This is a genomic window from Streptosporangium sp. NPDC000095 (assembly GCF_042899335.1).
GTDB lineage: Bacteria > Actinomycetota > Actinomycetes > Streptosporangiales > Streptosporangiaceae > Streptosporangium.
In genome coordinates, this window is record NZ_JBIAZS010000020.1 from 61,335 (window position 1) to 79,701 (window position 18,367).

12 protein-coding genes are annotated in these 18,367 nt (G+C 66.0%); 7 read left to right on the top strand and 5 right to left on the bottom strand.

All coding sequences use genetic code 11. The annotated features are described in order from the left end of the window. Nucleotides 1-44 precede the first annotated feature (44 nt). The gene (locus ACFY3V_RS33995; protein ID WP_350949716.1) at nt 45-314 is read left to right on the top strand and encodes a hypothetical protein; all 270 of its coding nucleotides are present in this window, start codon (nt 45-47) and stop codon (nt 312-314) included. Between the two features lie 65 nt (nt 315-379). Here the strand turns inward: ACFY3V_RS33995 and ACFY3V_RS34000 are convergent, their stop codons facing one another. Beyond that, nucleotides 380-1,489 (bottom strand): aldo/keto reductase, encoded by a 1,110-nt coding sequence (locus ACFY3V_RS34000; RefSeq protein WP_362904197.1) that lies wholly within the window; start codon nt 1,487-1,489, stop codon nt 380-382. Nucleotides 1,490-1,794: 305 nt separating this feature from the next. Next, the gene (locus tag ACFY3V_RS34005; RefSeq protein WP_389779242.1) at nt 1,795-2,400 is read right to left on the bottom strand and encodes a TetR/AcrR family transcriptional regulator; all 606 of its coding nucleotides are present in this window, start codon (nt 2,398-2,400) and stop codon (nt 1,795-1,797) included. A 619-nt stretch (nt 2,401-3,019) separates the two neighbouring features. Between ACFY3V_RS34005 and ACFY3V_RS34010 the strand changes: the two genes are divergently transcribed. From ACFY3V_RS34010 to ACFY3V_RS34035, 6 genes are all read left to right on the top strand, one after another. Further along, nucleotides 3,020-4,507, top strand: a complete 1,488-nt coding sequence (locus ACFY3V_RS34010; RefSeq protein WP_389779244.1) for an ATP-binding protein — start codon at nt 3,020-3,022, stop codon at nt 4,505-4,507. Between the two features lie 128 nt (nt 4,508-4,635). After that, on the top strand, nt 4,636-5,565 hold the full coding sequence (locus ACFY3V_RS34015; RefSeq protein WP_389779246.1) for a GAF domain-containing protein: 930 nt from the start codon (nt 4,636-4,638) through the stop codon (nt 5,563-5,565). A 964-nt stretch (nt 5,566-6,529) separates the two neighbouring features. After that, on the top strand, nt 6,530-6,883 hold the full coding sequence (locus ACFY3V_RS34020) for a hypothetical protein (RefSeq protein ID WP_362904647.1): 354 nt from the start codon (nt 6,530-6,532) through the stop codon (nt 6,881-6,883). Nucleotides 6,884-6,963: 80 nt separating this feature from the next. Next, complete coding sequence (locus tag ACFY3V_RS34025; protein WP_362904649.1) at nt 6,964-8,157, top strand: tyrosine-type recombinase/integrase; 1,194 nt, start codon at nt 6,964-6,966, stop codon at nt 8,155-8,157. Beyond that, entirely contained in the window at nt 8,147-10,300 is a 2,154-nt protein-coding gene (locus tag ACFY3V_RS34030; protein WP_389779249.1) for a tyrosine-type recombinase/integrase, read from the top strand. Before ACFY3V_RS34025 ends, ACFY3V_RS34030 begins: the two co-directional genes overlap by 11 nt. 226 nt (nt 10,301-10,526) lie before the next feature. Then, complete coding sequence (locus ACFY3V_RS34035; protein WP_362904764.1) at nt 10,527-10,988, top strand: DUF6262 family protein; 462 nt, start codon at nt 10,527-10,529, stop codon at nt 10,986-10,988. 486 nt (nt 10,989-11,474) lie between these two features. Here the strand turns inward: ACFY3V_RS34035 and ACFY3V_RS34040 are convergent, their stop codons facing one another. Genes ACFY3V_RS34040 through ACFY3V_RS34050 form a run of 3 tightly spaced genes read right to left on the bottom strand, consistent with a single transcriptional unit; the run spans nt 11,475 to nt 18,047 of the window. Beyond that, nucleotides 11,475-14,501 carry a DEAD/DEAH box helicase gene (locus tag ACFY3V_RS34040; RefSeq protein WP_362904653.1) on the bottom strand — a complete coding sequence of 1,009 codons (3,027 nt, stop codon included), beginning with the start codon at nt 14,499-14,501 and terminating at the stop codon, nt 11,475-11,477. Continuing rightward, on the bottom strand, nt 14,473-15,822 hold the full coding sequence (locus tag ACFY3V_RS34045) for an ATP-binding protein (protein WP_389779251.1): 1,350 nt from the start codon (nt 15,820-15,822) through the stop codon (nt 14,473-14,475). The genes ACFY3V_RS34040 and ACFY3V_RS34045 overlap by 29 nt, the downstream gene beginning before the upstream one ends. Further along, the gene (locus ACFY3V_RS34050) at nt 15,819-18,047 is read right to left on the bottom strand and encodes a TerB N-terminal domain-containing protein (protein WP_362904657.1); all 2,229 of its coding nucleotides are present in this window, start codon (nt 18,045-18,047) and stop codon (nt 15,819-15,821) included. The genes ACFY3V_RS34045 and ACFY3V_RS34050 overlap by 4 nt, the downstream gene beginning before the upstream one ends. Nucleotides 18,048-18,367 lie beyond the last annotated feature (320 nt).

Below are 18,367 nucleotides of genomic sequence, written 5' to 3' on the forward strand. Positions count from 1 at the left end.
ATCTCACCTCACACACGCGGACCTCGCGGCGGTACGCTCACCCCATGTCGAACCTGATCGTCATCCTCCTCCTGACGGCGGTCATCGTGGCGGCGCTCATCGCCCTGATCGTCTTCGCGGTACGAGCCGCACAGCGCCCTAGAAACGCCCTGGTCGGCGGGGGAGTAGGCCCCGAGCTCATCGAACGGCTCCTGGAACTCAAGGCGGCCGGCCAGTTCGACCAGGCCGTCTTCCTGGTACGCGGCGAAACCGGCATGAGCCACCGCACCGCCGCCCGCTTCGTCAGGAGACTCAAACCCGCACCCCCGCCCTGACCCCCACCACCCGCCCGACACAGGAACCGACCCACCAGTGCCGGCGGCGCGCCCCGCGAGGACCGTCACCCGACGCTTTCGGCCACCCAGTTCCGTACGGCCGGGACGTACCCGGCCGGCTTGTCCCCGACCTTGACACCGGGACTGACCAGCCAGCCCTGATAACCGGGCGTGAACATCCGGTAGACCGACGAGGGCGGCACGGCACTCGCCTCCTCCAGCCGGGCGCGCAGTTCGGCCGGCAGCTCGAAATCCAGAGCGGTCATGGTGGCGTCGAGCTGGTCGGCGCCGCTCGCCCCGACGATCGCCGAGGCGACCCCGGGCTGGGTGGCGACCCAGTTGACCGCGACCTGCGCCATCGTCACCCCGAGCGTGGCGGCGACCTCCTCCAGCACCGCCACAAGCCGCCAATCCCGCTCCGTCCACGAGCGGCCCTGCGAGCCCGCGCCACCCAGCCGCCCCTGCCCGCTCAGCCCCCGGTCGCCGTGGCGGTACTTGCCGGTCAGGAAGCCCCCGCCGAGCGGGCTCCACGCGGTGATGCCGAGCCCCAGAGCACCCCCCATCGGGACGTGCTCCGTCTCGATCGTCCGGTCCAGGAGGGAGTAGGGCAGCTGCAGGCCCACCACCGGCACGAGGGAATGGGCCTCGGCGTAGGTCTGGGCCCGCGCCGCGTACCAGCTCGGCACATCGGACAGACCCGCGTAGCGGATCTTCCCGGCCCTGGTGAGGTCGTCGAAGGTCCGCATGACCTCCTCGACGGGAGTGATCCGATCCCAGGTGTGCAGCATGAACAGATCGATGTAGTCGGTGCGCAGACGGCGCAGCGACGCCTCGACCGCCCTGATCATGTGCTTGCGGCCGTTGCCCCCCGCGTTCGGGTCCCCAGGATCGACGCTGTTGGTGAACTTGGTGGTGAGCACCATCTTGTCGCGCACCTTGGCCTCGGCGACGAGAGCGCCGAGGATGGTCTCGCTCTCACCGGCGGTGTAGAAGTCCGCGGTGTCGACGAAGTTGCCGCCCGCCTCGAGGTAACGGCGGAAGATGAGACGGGCCTCATCCTCGCTCTTGCCGTACGCGGCGTGGAAACCGCCGGTGCCGAAGTTCATCGTGCCCAGAGCCAGCCGGCTGACGCGCAACCCCGAGCGCCCGAGCAGATAGTAGTGATCCAGCGACATCAGGACGACACTCCGTTCGAAAGAGAATCCGGGCAGAGCCGGCCCTTGACGGCTCCTCAAAGCGGCAGGGGCCCACGCGCCTGCCCGGCGGGGACGACAAGGCCACACGTGTTCCGAACCGCGCGGCCCGCTCAGCATGCACGCAAAAAAATGGACTTCCAAGTCCAAAAAACGGGGGCACGCACCCCCGCCCGACCACGACGCCACAGCCGGGCGGCCGTCGGATCGCCGTCGCGCGGCGAAAGACGGATCCACCGGAGCGCGGAACCGGTTGCCACCCCCGGCGGCGCCGGGCCGCGAACCCTCTACACCGGCGGGATCGCGCCGGCCCGAAGATAGGCGATCCCCATGTCCAGGGCCGCCTCCAGATGCGTGGTCCGACCGGTGGACATCTGGATCACCACCCCGCCCTGGATGCCGGCGAGCAGGGCGGCCGCCGCCCGGTCGGGATCCAGGCCCGGATCGATCTCACCGGCACCCTGCATGTACCGCACACCGGTGGCGATCTCGGCCTGCCAGCGGCTCATCAACTCCCCGACCACGGCCTGAGCGCCGGGGGTGCTGCCGCCCAGCTGCGACACGACGGAGTTGAGCGGGCACAGGCGTCCCTGCCTGCGATAGCGGGCGACGACCGTGTCACGCCAGCGCCCCCAGGCCGGCCAAGAGGTGAGGTCACCGAGCTGGGGCCGCTGGTCCTCCAGCACACGATCGGCCTCGAAACGGGCCACGGCCAGCAGCAACTCCTCCCGCCCGCCCGGAAAGTAGTGAAACAGCTGGCTTTTGCTCGTCGCCGTCCTGGCCAGGATGTCGTCAAGGGTGGTACCCACCACGCCGTACTCGCGAATGTAGGCGGCCGCGCCCTCGAGAATGCGCTGCCGCGTCGCGGCCCCCTTACGGGTCAGCGAACGCATGACACCCCCAGATCAGACTTCCCGCCCACTGTAGTGCGGGTGCTCCGGCGACATATCCCGACTTCGAGTTCGGGAACCGAACGCCGAACAGCCGACACCGATGCCACTGGAGGGCGGACACATCGCGGGCGGCCTCTGGGAGGGGATCAAGCGGGGCTACGCCAAGGTCATGCGGCGGCCGAACCCCGCCCCGTCGACATGGCCAAGGTGCTGCCACTGACGTACACGGCCGCACCGGCGATGATGATCATGACATGCCTGCTCGTCTACGCCGACCTGGTCAACCCGCTCACCCTGACGAACTGACAGACCGGTTCGCACGCAAGACCACCGGCAGGACTCTCACCCCGCCACCCTCGACGGGGAGTACCGCCAGGGTGCCGCAGACAGGGCCCGTACCCGACGACACCAGGACACAAGGCCGTCCGCCGAGCCCCGAACGCAGCCTCGCCGTCGACGACCGCCTTTCACATACCACCAAATAACACCAATAAACGACCTAATTTATTATAGATCAATATAAATTTGGATAAATCGGGAAGATCTATGTGCCGATATTAAGAAGATGTATGCCAACATCAAGGCGGGTCGAAAAAGCGAAGTAAGGAAGAGATGGTCAATGGTGGCCGCCGAAGACAACGCCGCCACCGCCGGTGAGTGCTTCACGGCCGCCGTCGGCGGCATCGGACAACACCTGCTGCAACAGCACTCACACCAGGCGTTCCCCCAACCCCTCCCCGGCACGAAACCTCCCGCCCCGGACACCACAGCCGCCGCGACCGACAGATGGCTGCTCGCCGTGAGCGAACCAGGCATCGGCCGACTCGCCCTGCAGGCACGCGAACGACTCAACCTGCTGTGCGACGCCGGCTCCCACATCGGCACCTCACTGAGCGTGACCCGGACCGCCGAAGAACTCACCGAAATCGCCGTCCCCCGGTTCGCCGACTACGCCGGCGTCGATCTGTACGACTGCGTGCTACGCGGACACGACCCCACCGGCCTCGACGAGGGACTACGCCGGGTCGCCCTCATGGGTATCGGCGAAAACTCCTGCCTGCACCCGGTCAACGCACTCATCCAACTGCTCGCATCCACACCCCAGGCCCGCGGCGTGGCCGCCGGACAACCGGTACTCGAACCGGACCTGCCCACCAACCTCGGCTGGATGGCACAAGACCCAGAACGCTGCCGGAAAGCCTGCGAACACGGCATCCACTCCCTCGTCGCGGTGCCGATACGAGCCCGCGACATCACCCTGGGAGTGGTCAGCTTCTACCGCTGCACGACCAGGGAAACCTTCGAGGAAGACGACCTCACACTGGCCGAAGACCTGGTCAACCGCACAGCGCTGTGCGTGGACAACGCCCGCCTCTACACCCGCGAGCGCATGATCTCCACAGAGCTGAAGCAGACCACCGAGTCACTGCGAGACACACTCGACCACCAACGACGCTTCACCGCCGATGCCTCCCACGAACTACGCACCCCCCTCGCAGGACTACGGGCCCAACTGGAAGAAGCCCGGCTCCACCCCGGCCAGACCGACCTCACCGACCTCCTCAACCACACACTGAGCGACGTGGACCGACTGCAGGCCATCATCACCGACCTGCTCTCGCTGGCCCGGACCGGAACGACCCCCCTCACCGCCCCGGAGCCCGTCGACCTGGCCGAACTCGTCGAAGCCGAAGTCACACACCGGATCGGCGACCATCACCCGACCCGGCTCGACCTCACCCCCGACGTGCTGGCCAACGCCGTCCCCATCCAAATCCGCCGGATGCTGAACAACCTGCTCGACAACGCCCAACGGCACGCCACCCACCACGTCACAGTAGAGGTACGCCGCGTCGACGACGCCGACCACATCGCCGAACTCAGCATCACCGACGACGGCCCCGGAGTGCCCCCGGCCGAACACGAACACATCTTCCAGCCCTTCACACGACTGGACAGCGCCCGCAGCCGCGACCGCGGCGGCACCGGACTCGGCCTGGCCATCGCCCGCGCCATCGCCCACGATCACCACGGCACCCTCCACGTCGAGGACGCCCGCCCGAACGGAGCGCGCTTCACCTTCCGCCTCCCAGCCACCACCTCGTGAAACGACCGGCTCCCCGACCCGCCCGAAAAGTACACAAAACAGCCGGCCACAAAAAACGGCAACAATTCACCGGCCCAACAGGAAAACCCGAACACAGAGGATTTGTTCATCGTGAGGACATCGTGGGCGTGAGCCGAACGGCGAGTGTCTCGAACACCGAGCGACAACCCGCCGACAAGATCATGGAGCGCCTCCTGGACGGAACACTCACAGAGAACGAGATACGCGCTCCGATCTTGAATTCATGGCGACGCTGTCAAGCCACCGGACTACCCCCCGGCGGCTTCCAAACACGCCTGCTCGACAACCTGGACTACGACAGCCCCCTGATACGCGCGGCCCGCCCCGTACTCGACCGACTGCGAACAACCATCGCCGGCACCTCATCAGGCGTCTTCCTGAGCGACTCCTCCGGAGTACTGTTCCTCCGCGCCCTGGGCGACACCTCAATGCGAGCGGCAGCCGACGCCAACGGCGTCATCCCGGGCTTCAGCTACGCCGAGTCCGACATAGGCACCAACGCCGTCGGCTCCACACTGCTGGAACGGCGAACCTACCAGGTCTCAGGCAACGAGCACCTGTGGGAAAAATTCCACAAATTCGCCGCCGTCGGAACACCGATACTCAACCCCCTCAGCGGACGCGTGGAAGGAGTCATGTGCATCGCCGCCCTCGACGAGCGGGCGAACGCGCAGATGACGGCCGTGGCCCAGCGATCAGCCCACGACATCGAGCAACGACTGCTCGAATTCAGCGCCGAACGCGAACGTGCCCTGCTGAAAAGATTCCTCAGCGCGGCACAGGAAAGCGGCACCACACACACCGCGTCGGGATCCATACCCTCAGACCTGTGCCATCGCGACCGGATCGCCCTGGAAGACGTCGCTGTGAGACTGGTGGCGCAAGGCAGGGAAGCCACAGCGGACATAGCCCTCTCCGACGGCCGGACCGCCACCGTCGCCGCACAACTGGTGACCTATTCCACCGACCTGACCGGCATCGCCGTACAAGCGTGGCTCTCAGAGGGAATCCCGCGGACACCGCCGAAAATCGGCTGAGCCGAGCCGCCTCCGGCACCCACCGCGGCCCTGCCCGCACCCCCGAACCGGGGGAGTGGCGGGATCCAGAACGATCCGCAGGGCCAACCTGTCCGCATCCATCCACCGAAGCGAATGTCTTCGCTGACGACACAGGGGAGAGCCGGCCTGGACACCGATTTCGTGGACGCCGGTCACCGCCATCGAACGGCCGAAGAAAAACGTCCAACAGAACGCCCAACAAAACAGGGCAAATGCGACAAATCACCCATCAGGCGGATCGCCCGAGATGACCATGACCACAAAGCGAGCCGGCCGAGACGCGGCCCCCGTCGCATCCGCCGGGCGACCACCGAGCAGGACACTCCCGACGGGGTGATCCCGGCGGCGCGCATCGACGGAGCCCTGCCACCTCTTGATCGTTCTGGGCGATCCAGCAGGTTGTGGATCTTGCCCGACGAAACGATCAAGAGCGGGGTGATCATGCACGGAAAGAGACTCCAGGCGCCGTGACGCACCCGGAAGGGAAGCCGCTTCGATTCTTCGCCCTCCGGCGCGGCGGGGAGCACCCGACCGGAAAAACCCGCGCTACACACCAAGCAGGCCCTACCGAAACACAAAATCTATACCATACAGAATTCAGCTTATCCATGGGGGCTTGACGGCTCGAATCAACGTACACAGCAGGGCTTGCAGGAGGTGCTGTATATCGTTGCATCATTGCTATCTAGGGGTTCTTAATCAACAAGAAAGAACAAGGGGTCATTGGAGCTTTCTTCTCAGATGAGAGCTGGCTTACCGGGAGAGTGTCGGTTGGCTCGCCAGTTCCGCAACCGCCACCGAATGGCAACGCGAGGCGAGCTAGCCAGCGTAGCGGCCGTGACCGGGCAGGCGCGTGATGGCTTGGATTGGGCCGCTGTTGTTGCCGAAGTGGTACTCTCGTGTAGAGAATTCGCCGAATATTATGTTGGTTAGCCTCAGGCTGGTGGCTGTGCGGTGGCTAAATCCCATTTATGGAATGGGCAACCATGGGGTCGCCGCCCTATCCGCTCCGACAGCTGTCGGTGATTTTCCGGGTGATGAGTTGCGTACTGGCACCCATATCTCGATCGTGGCGATGCATCGAGATAAGCATTTATGTGCTCTGATCGCCGAGTGTTCCTCTGGCAGGCGTACGGGGCCCGATCAGGTTCCGATGCCTGCAGGTGTTGGACGGTGGGCTGACGCCGTGGTCGACATTGGTGGCAGGGGCGGCTTCGTCAAGATCAACCGCGCTTCGGTCACTGGAGGGATCGACATCACGGGTGCCCGCAGCCTCATCAGCATTCATAACGAATGAGTCACTGACTCCTCGCATGTTATTGTGTCCGTTATGTCCGCATTATCATCGTTCTCTCAACGACGTGGGGGAACGATGTCATGGCGTACTGCTTGCCGGTGCGGCCGCCCAACAGCTCGCGTACCTGGACGGTGGTGGATGCCACCTATCGCACCGTGGCCCCGGTCGAGGAATGGATCGAGGCACACCGTCTGCACTGGTCACCGAACACTGTCCGCAGCTACGCCACAGCGCTGGCTCAATGGTGGACCTTCCTCGAACAACGAGGCGACGTCGGAGGCTGGGATCACGTCGGTGTCCCGGCGGTCTCGGCTTTCGTCTCCTGGCTGCACGAAGGCCGCGTATATGAAGCGAAGCTGCTGTCGGAGGGGAGTGAGCAGCCACCGTCGCAGAGCACGCTGGCCACACGCCTGACCGCAGTGTTGTCGTTCTACCGCTGGCAACACCTGGTCCACGATGTCATGGTGGCCAAGCGGCTCCTGAAGGGCACGCCGCGCCGCACTCCGGCCCGTGGTTTGCTGGCGCACTTAGCCGCCCGGCGGCCGGCGCAGCCGTCGTCCCTGGTGCGGATTCGGCGTACCCGAGCGCGAGAGCGACCTCCGGTGCTGCTGCCCTTTCAGGTGCAGGCCATCTTGGACGGTTGCGCGGTCTACGACGGTGACGCGGGGGAGTGGCGGGGTAACCTACGCGACCGCATGCTGTTCGCGCTGCTGGCTGAGAGCGGGATGAGGCTCGGTGAGGCGCTCGGCATGCGGATCAGCGACTTCGTCATGGGCCGCGGCGGCACTCCGTACATCGACGTTGTCCCGCGCGTGGACAACCCCAACGATGCCCGGGTCAAGCTGCTCAAGGCGCGCCGTGTCTATGTCGGCGCCGACCTGGAGCGGCTGTTCGCCGACTACCTCACACACCTGGCCTTTCGGGCTGCCGGGTTGGGGATCGAGATCAGTGCCGAGGAGATGCTGTTCGTCAACCTTGATCGACCACCCTTCTTGGCACCGCTGCGCGAAAGCACCGTGCGCGACAAGGTGCGCTCGCTGAAGAAGAAGGGCGTCGGGGCGCCAGGCTGGACACCGCACTGGTTTCGGCACACCCATGCCACCGCATTGCTGCTGGCCGGTACCGCGGACTGGGTGGTCTCTCGGCGCCTCGGGCACGCCCATGTGCAGACCACGTTAGATCTGTACGGCTGGGTGAGCGAAGACGAGGCGCTGCGCGCGGCCGCCAACTGGGAGACCTACACCACGAAATGGCAGATCCCCGATGAGCAATAAGCAATTGATCCTCGTCTCGGCCGACGCGGTTGGTCCTTCCCTTGAGGCTTACGCCCGTCTGAAGAGCGACCTCCCGCAGGAGTGGCACGGTTCGATCATCGGACCCGGCATCGATGACTGGGATATGCGCAGCGCGAAAAGTCAAAAGATTGACCTCTCTGACCTGCCGGAGCACTTTCGCATTGAGCTGGCCTGGATGGCGCATTGGCAGTACCTGGATGGCATGCAGGTAGTGAGCTACTACATCAACGCCATGGCGCGCATGCTGCGGTGGGCAAGCCAGCAAGGGCACGAAAACCTGCCTATCTCCCTGGCCTTGTGGAAAGAGGAGGACTCTAGACGTCTGTACACCACGTTCCAGCAGGCCACGACAGGCTCCCCCGCTGCTGCCTCAACGCTCAAGCTCCTGCATTCTTGCCTGCGCCATGCCCAACTTGCCTTAGCCGCTCGTCTACACGACGGAGTCTGGTGGCAACTTGATCGCTGGCATCCTCGATGCGATCCGCGTATTCCCCTGCGCGAACGCGAGCCACAAAGCACCGAGAGTTGCAGTCCTGGTCAGATCCACCTCCCGTGGCTGCGTGAGGCCGCCAAATGGGTACTCGGCACTCTTGTGCAGTCCGGTGCCTTCTCGTGGTCAACACTGCTAAGTGTTCGAATGCCCGCGCTGTTGCGGTTCGATGACTGGTTACGCACGCTGCCCGACCCTGGGGTGATAGCGGGGGACCTGAGGCAGGCCTCGAGCCTGGCCGCCGCCTTTCGCCTGTGGGACAGTGTCCCGGCGAACCGCACGCGCGATGGCCGCCGGCCACGAACCGACCGCGTCGATCCCATCAAGGTGAACAACGACCTATTAGCCATCGCCGAGTTCATGTCCTTCCTGATTGACAACCGTGAGGAAGCACTGCGGACTCTCGGCCCTACCCTGTGGGATCGACTCGATCCGGCACACCCGGCGGCATGGGCGCGTCAGGTTCAGCGCAAGCCTGCCAGAGCGCCGGTCCTTGAGGAGAGCCAGTATGTCGACGATCATGCTTTGGCTCAGATCACCGCTTACTTGCCGGTGCTGGGCGCCGCCGAAGACGAGATGGTCACCGTAACCGTCAACGGTCGACAACACATGCTGGCGGGACAGGGCGAGCCGCAGGTGATGCGAATGTTGCTGCTGCAGATCCTGACTGGCCGACGTGCTGGCGAGATTTTAAGCTGCGAGTTCGGCTGCTTGTCACCCGCTACCAACCGAGTGATGCAGGCGGCCGAGGGGGAGCAGGTGGCACGTTTCCAATATGCGCAGAGCAAGATCGGGAAAGCGCCTGACACGATCCTCGTTGATGCTGAGGTCGTTGCTCTCATTCATGAACAGCAGGACTGGGTGCGCCGGCAACTCGGGGCGCCAACCCGCTACTTATTTCCTAAGCGCAAAGCCAACGCAGGTGGCACGAAAGCCTTCCCACGAGGCTCCTATAATCAGATTCTCGTTGCTTTCAGCGATCTGGCGCAGATCAGCGACAGCACGGGGCTGCCTGTTCATCTCAGCCATACCCATCGCTTCCGGCACACCCGGTTGACTCGTCTGGCCGAGCTCGGCCTACCCATCCATGTCCTGCAACGTTATGCCGGTCATGCCAACCCCACCATGTCGATGCACTACGTGGCCCGCCGTGACGAGCACGCCGAACAAGCCTTCGTGGCCACCCGCAGGTTCAAGGCCGACGGCAGTTTGGTCACCTTTACCCGCGAAGACCATGACGGCATGCAGTTGTTTGACCGCGCTGACCGTTTCCTGCCCAACGGATTTTGCTTGCTGCCGCCATTACAGAAGTGCGACAAGGGCAATGCCTGCTTGACCTGCGGTGTCTTTGTCACTGACGACAGCCATACCGCGCTTTTGGAGCGGCAATTAAGCGATACTAGTGCGCTTATTGAACGCACTACGGCTGCCTTTAAGGATCGCCATGGCGTACCGATGCCTGCCGACAATGTCTGGCTCATTCAACGCACCGCCGAACGTGACGCGCTGGTCAAGCTCTTGTCCGCGATGGCCGCCGCACCAGGGCGCGCCGTTCAAGGCGCCGGTTCACCCACTGCCGGGCCTGTTCCAGTCACGATCGACACCATTCGCTACCGTAGGAGCGCGCTATGAGGGTCGCACCATCCGAGGCCAATGAAGAGCAGCGACGCATCGACGCTCTTAGCAGAGAGGTCCGGCACGATTTCAAGACAAAAGTTAATGCTGCTCTAGCGAGCATCTTCGTGGCCAGCGGCTTTTGCCTGCGGCCGTCATCACTGCGATGCGATGCGGGCAATACCTGTTTGACCTGTGATGTCTTCGGCATCAATGCCATTCGGCATCGCAGGAACGCGCCATGATGGCCACACCGTCGGAATCTGCGGAGGCGCGGCGACAACGACGCATCGACGCTCTTAGCACGGCGGCCCGGCGTAAGTCTGAGGCGAAGATACAGGCAGCCGAGGCGGCCATCAAGCGTCTGGTCAGGAAGGGGGTGCCTGTGACGTTTCAGGCTGTGCAGCGAGAGGCGGGGGTTTCCCATTCGTTTCTGTACGGGAACCAGGGCTTGCGGCGACGTATCGAGCAATTTCGCCAGCGCTCCATGCCAGCGCGAGCAGTCGTTCTCGATGAGGCCGACCAAAGGGGTGCTGCGGACAATGTGGTTTTCTCCTTGACGGCGGAGATCACTCGACTCAAAGGGGCTCACCGGCAAGAGGTGAGCGAACTGCGTCGGGCCTTGGAGCGGGCCCATGGCGAGAACTTGATCCTGCGGCGGGAGTTGACGTATCGCGGTTGGAGCGGGCCGGCGCCGGTTGAGTAGGCATCTAGGTGATCACTTTGGATACCAGACAGAATCAACCTTCTGTCTGGTATCCAGTTAATAGTGCAAGTGTGCCACCCTTCGTCCCGGTCGTCTTACTTCAAGCGTCCGGCGTGACTATGGGTTCATCTCGCCGAATCTGTGTGGCGACGGCCACTTAAAGCCGCTTTGCATAGAAGGCACTCTTGGTAGATTCGTATGACCATGATCGTTAAGTCATCCTGTGATCATGGTCGTCTCAAATGATCTACATCGACCTGCCTGATGTCCGACCTTGTCCGCTTCAGTTCTACAGCCGTCTCCTCGAGCGGCTCAGTGAAGGCTGCTTCGTAGATGTAGTTGGGTCTCGCGTCTCGCTTAGCCTGCTCGGCGATCTTCGACTGTCTCATGGCAGCGGCTGCCATCGTCCACGAAATCGGCGCTCGAGCGGCCTCTCCGCTGTGCTGTCAGGGTGAATATTCGCTTTGGTGGGCAAATATGGGCAGGTCAGTGCCATTGGAGATCCTCGCGACCGGCAAGCCGCCCTGGATCTGATGGCGGGCCACTCCCCCTGTTGGTGATCTCACCGATGAGGCGCGGGCGTGATCCCAGCATCGGGCGGGGGTGACTACGGCCGGTGGGTGGCAATGAGACCCATGGCGTAACGGGAAGGTTACCGATAGTGCCGATCTGGTGGAACCAGCGCAGGTCCTGAGCTGCCGCGCGTTCGAGATACAGGCGCAGCAGGTGGGCGCAGGTTCGTGCGTCGCTTTCGGCGCTGTGTGCCCGGCCGGGGTCGATTCCCTCGGCGGTGGCGCAGTCGGTGAGCCGGTGGGAGGCCAGTGGCGGGCCGAAGCGGCGTGACAGGGCCAGGGTGCATAGGGACAGCAGGTCGTCGGGGGCGGCTCCGAGGCGGGCGAACTCGGTGCTGAGCACTTCGGTGTCGTAGCGGGCGTTGTGGGCGACGATCACGGCGCCGTCGAGCATGGCCGCGATGTCACCGGCGATCTCCGCGAAACGTGGGGCTCCTGCCAGGTCTGCGGCGGTGAGGCCGTGGATGTGCGTGGGGCCGGGGCCCGTTCCAGGGTCGACGATCGTGGTGTAGAGGCGGTCGTCACTGCCGTCAGGGTGCAGGCGGATGATCGCGATCTCGACGATGCGGGCCTTGCGGGCGTCGGTCGAGGTGGTCTCGACGTCGACGACGGCGTAGGGAAGGGATCCCAGTCGGTACCGACGGGACGCCGCGGCCGCGACGGCAGAAGGTTGGGCCTGTGCGGCCTGCGCGGGAGCGGCCTGGTCGGCGAGGGTGGCGATGGCCTGCTCGGTGCCGGGGATGTCGAGCTTGCGAGCGGCGTAGGAGCGGGTCAGCAGGTTCTCGCCGATGACGTCGTCGTACTTGTCGATTCTCTTGTCGGGGATCAGGCTCGCCAGGTCTGCGGCGTCGGGGAGGCCGGAGGCGGCCAGGTCGGCCAGCAGGTCCGCGGCCACCCGAGGTGGGGTGGCGCAGAGCAGCAGGGCGACACCGTAGCGGGCGACGTCGACGCCTTGCGCATGCAGGGCCAGGGCGGTCGTGGTCATGATGGCGTCTCCCCGGAAGGGGAACAGCAGGCTGTCGGCGCCGTAGCCGAGGAGCGGGCTGTGGTGCAGGCCGAAACGGCGGTAGGTGGCGCGGCCTTCGGCCAGGAGGTGCTGGCCGGTCGCGTCCAGGTAGGGCGGGATGGCGGAGTCTTCGTAGATGTGGCGCATCTGGGTGCGGATCCGGTCGTGGATGTCGGGGCCGGGGCCGGCGAAGCGCGGCGGGCGGCCGCCGGAGGCGCGGGTGACGTCGATGACCTTGGCGTGGGTGTCGATGGTGAGGATCCGCCAGCGGCGGCCGGCGAAGATGAGCAGCGCCCCCTCGGGCGGGGAGTTCTCCAGGGGAAGGCTGCCGAGGGTTCGTCCCGCGGTGACGATCCGGTATTCGGTGGGGGCGGCGAAGGCGGCGTAGAAGGTGTAGTGGTTGACCAGCCGCTCCCCCACTTCCGCGTGCAGCAGCAGGCCGTCGCTTTCCTGGCGGATGAGCCGTCCGGCGCCAAGGTCGCGCAGCAAGGCGGCGAACGTCGGCGCGTCAATCGTGCGGAACGGTCCTTGGGCGCACAGGGTGCGGTAGGCGTCGGCCGGGGTGATGCCGCCGTGCTGGGCGATGAGGGACAGAAGCTGCTGCACCAGCGTCGACAGGTGTAAAGCCGCGCCGTGGGGAGGTTCGTACCAGCGTTGCAGGAGCAGTTCGATGGTCGCGACGGCTTGGACGAGTTGGGTGCGGAGTTCGTCGGCGGGGTGGATGGCAGGGGTCGGTTCGGGTTCGCTGATGTAGAGCCGCAGGACGGCGGGGCCGCCGCGTCGTCCGGAGCGGCCGAGTCGCTGGCGCAGGGCGGCTACGCTCGGGGGCGCGCCGACTTGGGCGATGGAGGAGACCGAGCCGATGTCGATGCCCATCTCCAGGGTGGAGGTGCAGACGGCGGTGGTCGGCCGGCTGCGGTCCTTGAGGCGGGACTCGGTGTGCTCGCGGATGTCCTTGGACAAATTGCCGTGGTGGGGCAGAAACTCGTTCGGCACTCCCCCGGTGTCGCAGCGGCGGCTGAGCAGGTCGGTGTAGTCCTCCACCGCGCCCCGGGAGTTGGCGAAGATGAGGTTGTGTGACCCGCGCAGGGTGGCGAACAGGTGGTCGGCGATCGCGAGGCGGTCGCCGGAGGTGATGTCGTCGGTGCTGACGTCGGCGCCCAGCGCCTCGTGCGCGGCCTGGGCGCGCGGGTCGAGCGTGGGTGCGGTCTCGACGTAGCCGCGTACCTGCAGGCGTAGCTCTTGGGCGTCGGAGGTCGAGACGATCGAGATGACCCGCTCTCCCGCTCCCGGGCGCAGGAAGTCGGCGGCTTGGCTCATGTCCCCGAGGGTCGCCGACAGGCCGATACGAGGAACGCGTCGGCGCGCGGCCAGGTCCAGTCGATGCATGAGCGACTGTAGTTGAGCGCCGCGCTCGGTTCCGATGAAGGAGTGCAGCTCGTCGATGACGATGTAGCGCAGCGCGGCGGTGAGGTCGCCCATCTTCCAGCCGCGCAGGACGAACAGTGCCTCCAGTGATTCGGGGGTGATCAGCAGGATTCCGCGGGGCTGGTCGATCAGCTTGCTTTTGAGGTGGGAGCCGACGTCGCCGTGCCAGCGGGCGACCGGGAGGTCAAGGTGGGCGCAGAGCTCGTCCAGCCTGCCGTACTGGTCGTTGATGAGAGCTTTGAGGGGGCTGATGTAGATCGCGGCGAATCCAGCGGTTGTCGGTGGCTGGTCGGTCAGGGCCGAGCAGATCGGCAGGAAGGCGGCCTCAGTCTTGCCGGAAGCGGTCGCGGCAGCGATCAGGACGTCGCCGTCGCCCGCCAGGATGGGGGCGACGGCCGCTTCCTGGGTGGGGCGCAGTTCCGGCCAGTCCTGCTGCCAGATCCATCGCTGGATTGCCGGGTGAAGCCGTTCGAAGGACTCAGAGCCGGAAGGAGGCGAGGTCGTCATCGCCTGTCCTTCCCCCTTGAGGAGCCCACGCGGGTGTCGCGGCGCTGTCGTCTTCCTCGAGCGGCGCCAGGTCGGGGTTGGCCTCCTGGGCCAGTTCGACCGAGGGCAGGATCTGCCGCCAGTCGATGCCGGGGTTCTGCTCCAGTACGGCCAGCAGGTCGCAGAACGCCTTGATGGTGGTGCGGGGCGTGCGGAAGTAGGCCTCGCCGATGCGGCCCGAGCAGTGCTGCATGAAGGCGGGCAGCGCCTCGTCGCCGAGCAGGTAGCGGGAGGGGTCGCCGCCGGCATGAACGTAACGGAGCTTGGCCAGCAGCACGTACAGGTCTTCCTGGGTCAATGCGGCCAGGCGCAGTACCGGCCCGGAGTAGTCGACCAGGCCGCCGGCGGCGAAGGTGTTCTCGGCCAGCCGTGATTGCAGGGCGGCGTAGCTGTAGAGGCCGCGGCGGGTGTCGGCGAGGAATTCCGGGGTGCCGCCGAAGACGAAGCCAAGGTGGGCGGCGCTGCTTTGGAGGGTGTCGTTGAGGATGCGCAGAATCTGCTCGTAGTTGGCGTTGCGTGCCTGGGTGGAGGCCAGTTTGTAGAGGTTGACCATCTCGTCCAAGCACACCAGGAGGCCGTCGTAGCCGGCTAGCCGGACGAATCGGCTCATCAGCTTCAGGTGGTCGTGGAAGGTGGAGTCGTCAATGATGGTGCGCACCCCGAGCGCGGAGCGCGCCTCGGTCTTGGTGGAGAATTCGGCCCGTAGCCAGCGCACGGCCGCGGATTTGAGCTGCTCGTCGCCGCTGTCGTGGCCGCGCCAGTAGGCGCCGACGACCTCGGCGAAGTCGTATCCGCCGGTCATCTCCGACAGGTGGGCCAGCCGCTGCCGGATGATGTGGCCGGGATCGGTTCCGCTGTGCTGGGCTTCGGCCAGGGCGGTGGAGACGAACCGCTCCACCACGCTGGTCAGCGCTCCCCCGTCCGGCTTTGCCCGGGTGGCGAGGTTGCGCATCAGCTCAGCGTACAGGCTGCGTGCCTGTCCGCCACTGGAGTGCAGGCGCCGGTCGGGGTTGAGGTCGGCGTGTACGGTGACGAGTTTCTTCTCCATTGCGATGGAGCGCACCAGGTGCAGGAAGAAGGTCTTGCCCGCCCCGAAGTCGCCGATGACGAACCGTACCGCCGCTCCCCCGCCGGCGATCCGGTCGATGTCGCTGACCAAGGCCGTCACCTCGGGTTCTCGCCCTACCTGCACATGGCGCTGGCCGGCGCGCGGGACCACGCCCGCGCGCAGTGACTGCAGCAGGGCGTCGCGCTCGCGGGGACGGATAACGGTGGAGCTCACGTCAGCATCTCTCCCAGCAGATGTCGGTCGACCCGAATCGGGTCGTCTCCGTCGAGCAGCGGTTCGCCCGCCAGCTCGTAGGCGGCTTCGTTGATGCGGTCCAGTGCCCCGTCGGGCAGCAGGTTCCAGCGCGCGGCCAGCTGCTCGAACTGCCCGCGCGAGATCTGCTCGGCGGTGGTGAGCGCGCGCACCAGCCCGGAGTGCCGGCCGTCCAGCCCGGCGACCGGGTCGGCCGCCGGAGGCGGGGGTGGGGGTGTTGGGTCTTCGTCGGTGAAGATCGATCCCAGCAGGGCTCCGACTCTCGCCGACTCGGCGAGTTTCGCCGCGATCACCTCTTGGTCGAGCTGCACCGAGGACGACGCCGCCGGTGGAGCTGACGGGGTTGGCGGCGGGGGGATGGCGTATCCCTGCTCGGGCTGCCCGGGACGGACGATGACCGGCGCGGACGCCGGAGGCGGGGCGGCGGGGGCTGTCAGGGCACTTTGCGCGAGACCGGGGTCCAGGCCCAGCAGGCGGTAGATCTTGGTGAGGGTCTTGATCTCGGCCGAGGAGATGTGGCCGTCGGCGGCGGCCACCGCGGTGAGGAATTCTGCGACGTAGGAGCGTTGAGCCTCGTCGATGCCCGCGATGCGCCGGGTCAGGCCACTGAGCTTGACTGGTGTGGCGATAAGCCAGCGCAGGTGGGCGTGCAGGCGCCGTCGCTCATCAGAGGTCAAGTGCAGGGCGCGCTCAAGGTGTTCGCTCAGGTGGCGCTGTTCGGCCTGGGAGGTCTCCCCGTCGGCGGCGCTGACCGCCGCGGCCAGGTGGAGCAGCACGGTGGCGGCCTGGTAGGCGTCCGAGGCCGCCGCGGTGGGGCCGCCGGGGGCAGCGAACAGCACCATGGGGCCGGCCGATGGCGTTGGTCCGCCCAGTCGTGGGTCGGGTTCGACGCCGATGCCGGCGGAGCCCAGCAGCCGGGCCAGAGCGATGACGTCTTTCTTGACCGGCTTGGTGTCCGGTGCGGAGATCAGGGCGGTGAACTCCTCGGCCGCGACCAGGGCCGTCTCGGCTGCTCCCAGCCGGGTTCGCGCCCAGGTCACGGCCTGCCCGGCGCCACCGGCGGTCAGATCGAGCAGTTCGATCGGGAGGAGTGCCTGGGCCTGCACGCTGGCGTGGCCGTCGGGGGCGCGGCCGATGAAGCGGCTGTAGGCCTCCAGCTCCGAGGTGCATTCGTCGGCCAGCGCCACCAGCTTGCGGGTCGGCGCGGCCAGGGTCAGCACTTCCGGGATGCCGGCGAGCGTCAGCTCGGCGACTCCACGAAAGCCCGCGCTGGCGGGCCGGTAATCGAGGGCAATCTCCGTTCGGCCGGGTCGCACGACCAGGCCTTGGCCGTGGCGTGCGGTGTAGCGCAGCTGGAACAGGGCGTCGAACTCGGTTGCGCAGCGGGTGGCGGCGGTGCGTGGGTAGTAGTCGGGGTGAGAGCGGATCCAGGTCAACGCCCACTGCGCCGGGATCGGTCGTCCCTGGAGAGCGAAGGAGCCCAGCCCTGCGCGTAACCGCAGCGGGGGTGGTGTTTCGCGAGCCGGAGCCGGTGGTGCGCCGGCGCTGAACTGGGCTCCGGCCAGGGTGAGGATCTCCAGTGCCTGCTCGAACTGCCCGGCGTAGCGTTGGAAAGTGCCGTGTCCGCCGTAGATGCCGAGCAGGCGCCGGACCTCGGCGTGGATGATGGGCAGCTCGTACACGGCGGTGGAGCGATCCAGTGCCAGGTCGTGCAGGGCTCGGCGTTCCAGCCCGTAGAGGTAGAGGAACACGTAACCGATGGGCACCTGCGGGTAGCGCCGTCCGTCGGCGAGCCAGGCGAGGTAGGCGGCTCTGGACTGTGGCGGGATCGTGGCGTATGAGGGCCAGTAGTCCAGGCCTTGCCCGCTCCAGTCGGGTCGGCGTCCGTCGACCGGTAGCCGGGGGTCGATCAGCGCGGGTTCCACAATGGCGCCGGAGGCGGAGGCCAGCCCGGAGCCGACATAGAGCAGGCCGCCGACGATGTTGTGGCCGGCGAGGGTGATGCCCGTTCCCGGCGGCAGCCAAGAGGCGTGGGGAGTAGGAGGCGTGGGCGCGGTGGGAGTCGGTGGGGCGAAGGAGGCGCGCCGGTCGACCGCTCGCTGGGAGACGTTACTGCGGCGCGGAGGGACGGGCAGCGGCGGTGGCTGGTGGTCTGCGCTGCGGCGAAAGCGATCAAGGAATCCCATCCGCCCACCTCGTCGTCGTGTTCCGATCACCAGTGACGGTCCTGACCGTGATGTTCCGCGAAACAGCAGCCAGGCGTGATCACTTCGCCACGGACTGCACCCTAACCCGCACCCCATTCGCCCACACAACTCGGCAGGGATCTCGTTATCATCTTGCATCCCGCTAGGAACAGACCTAAATCTCCATTTTAGGCGTCCGATTAATCGTCATCCCGCAGACCCAAAACCCATATCGCCCAAAATGGGCATATTGGCCTTTGACCTCAAAAGATTCCTGGATGGATTGGAACGCGCCACGAGTTTCCCCATAAGCCCCACCA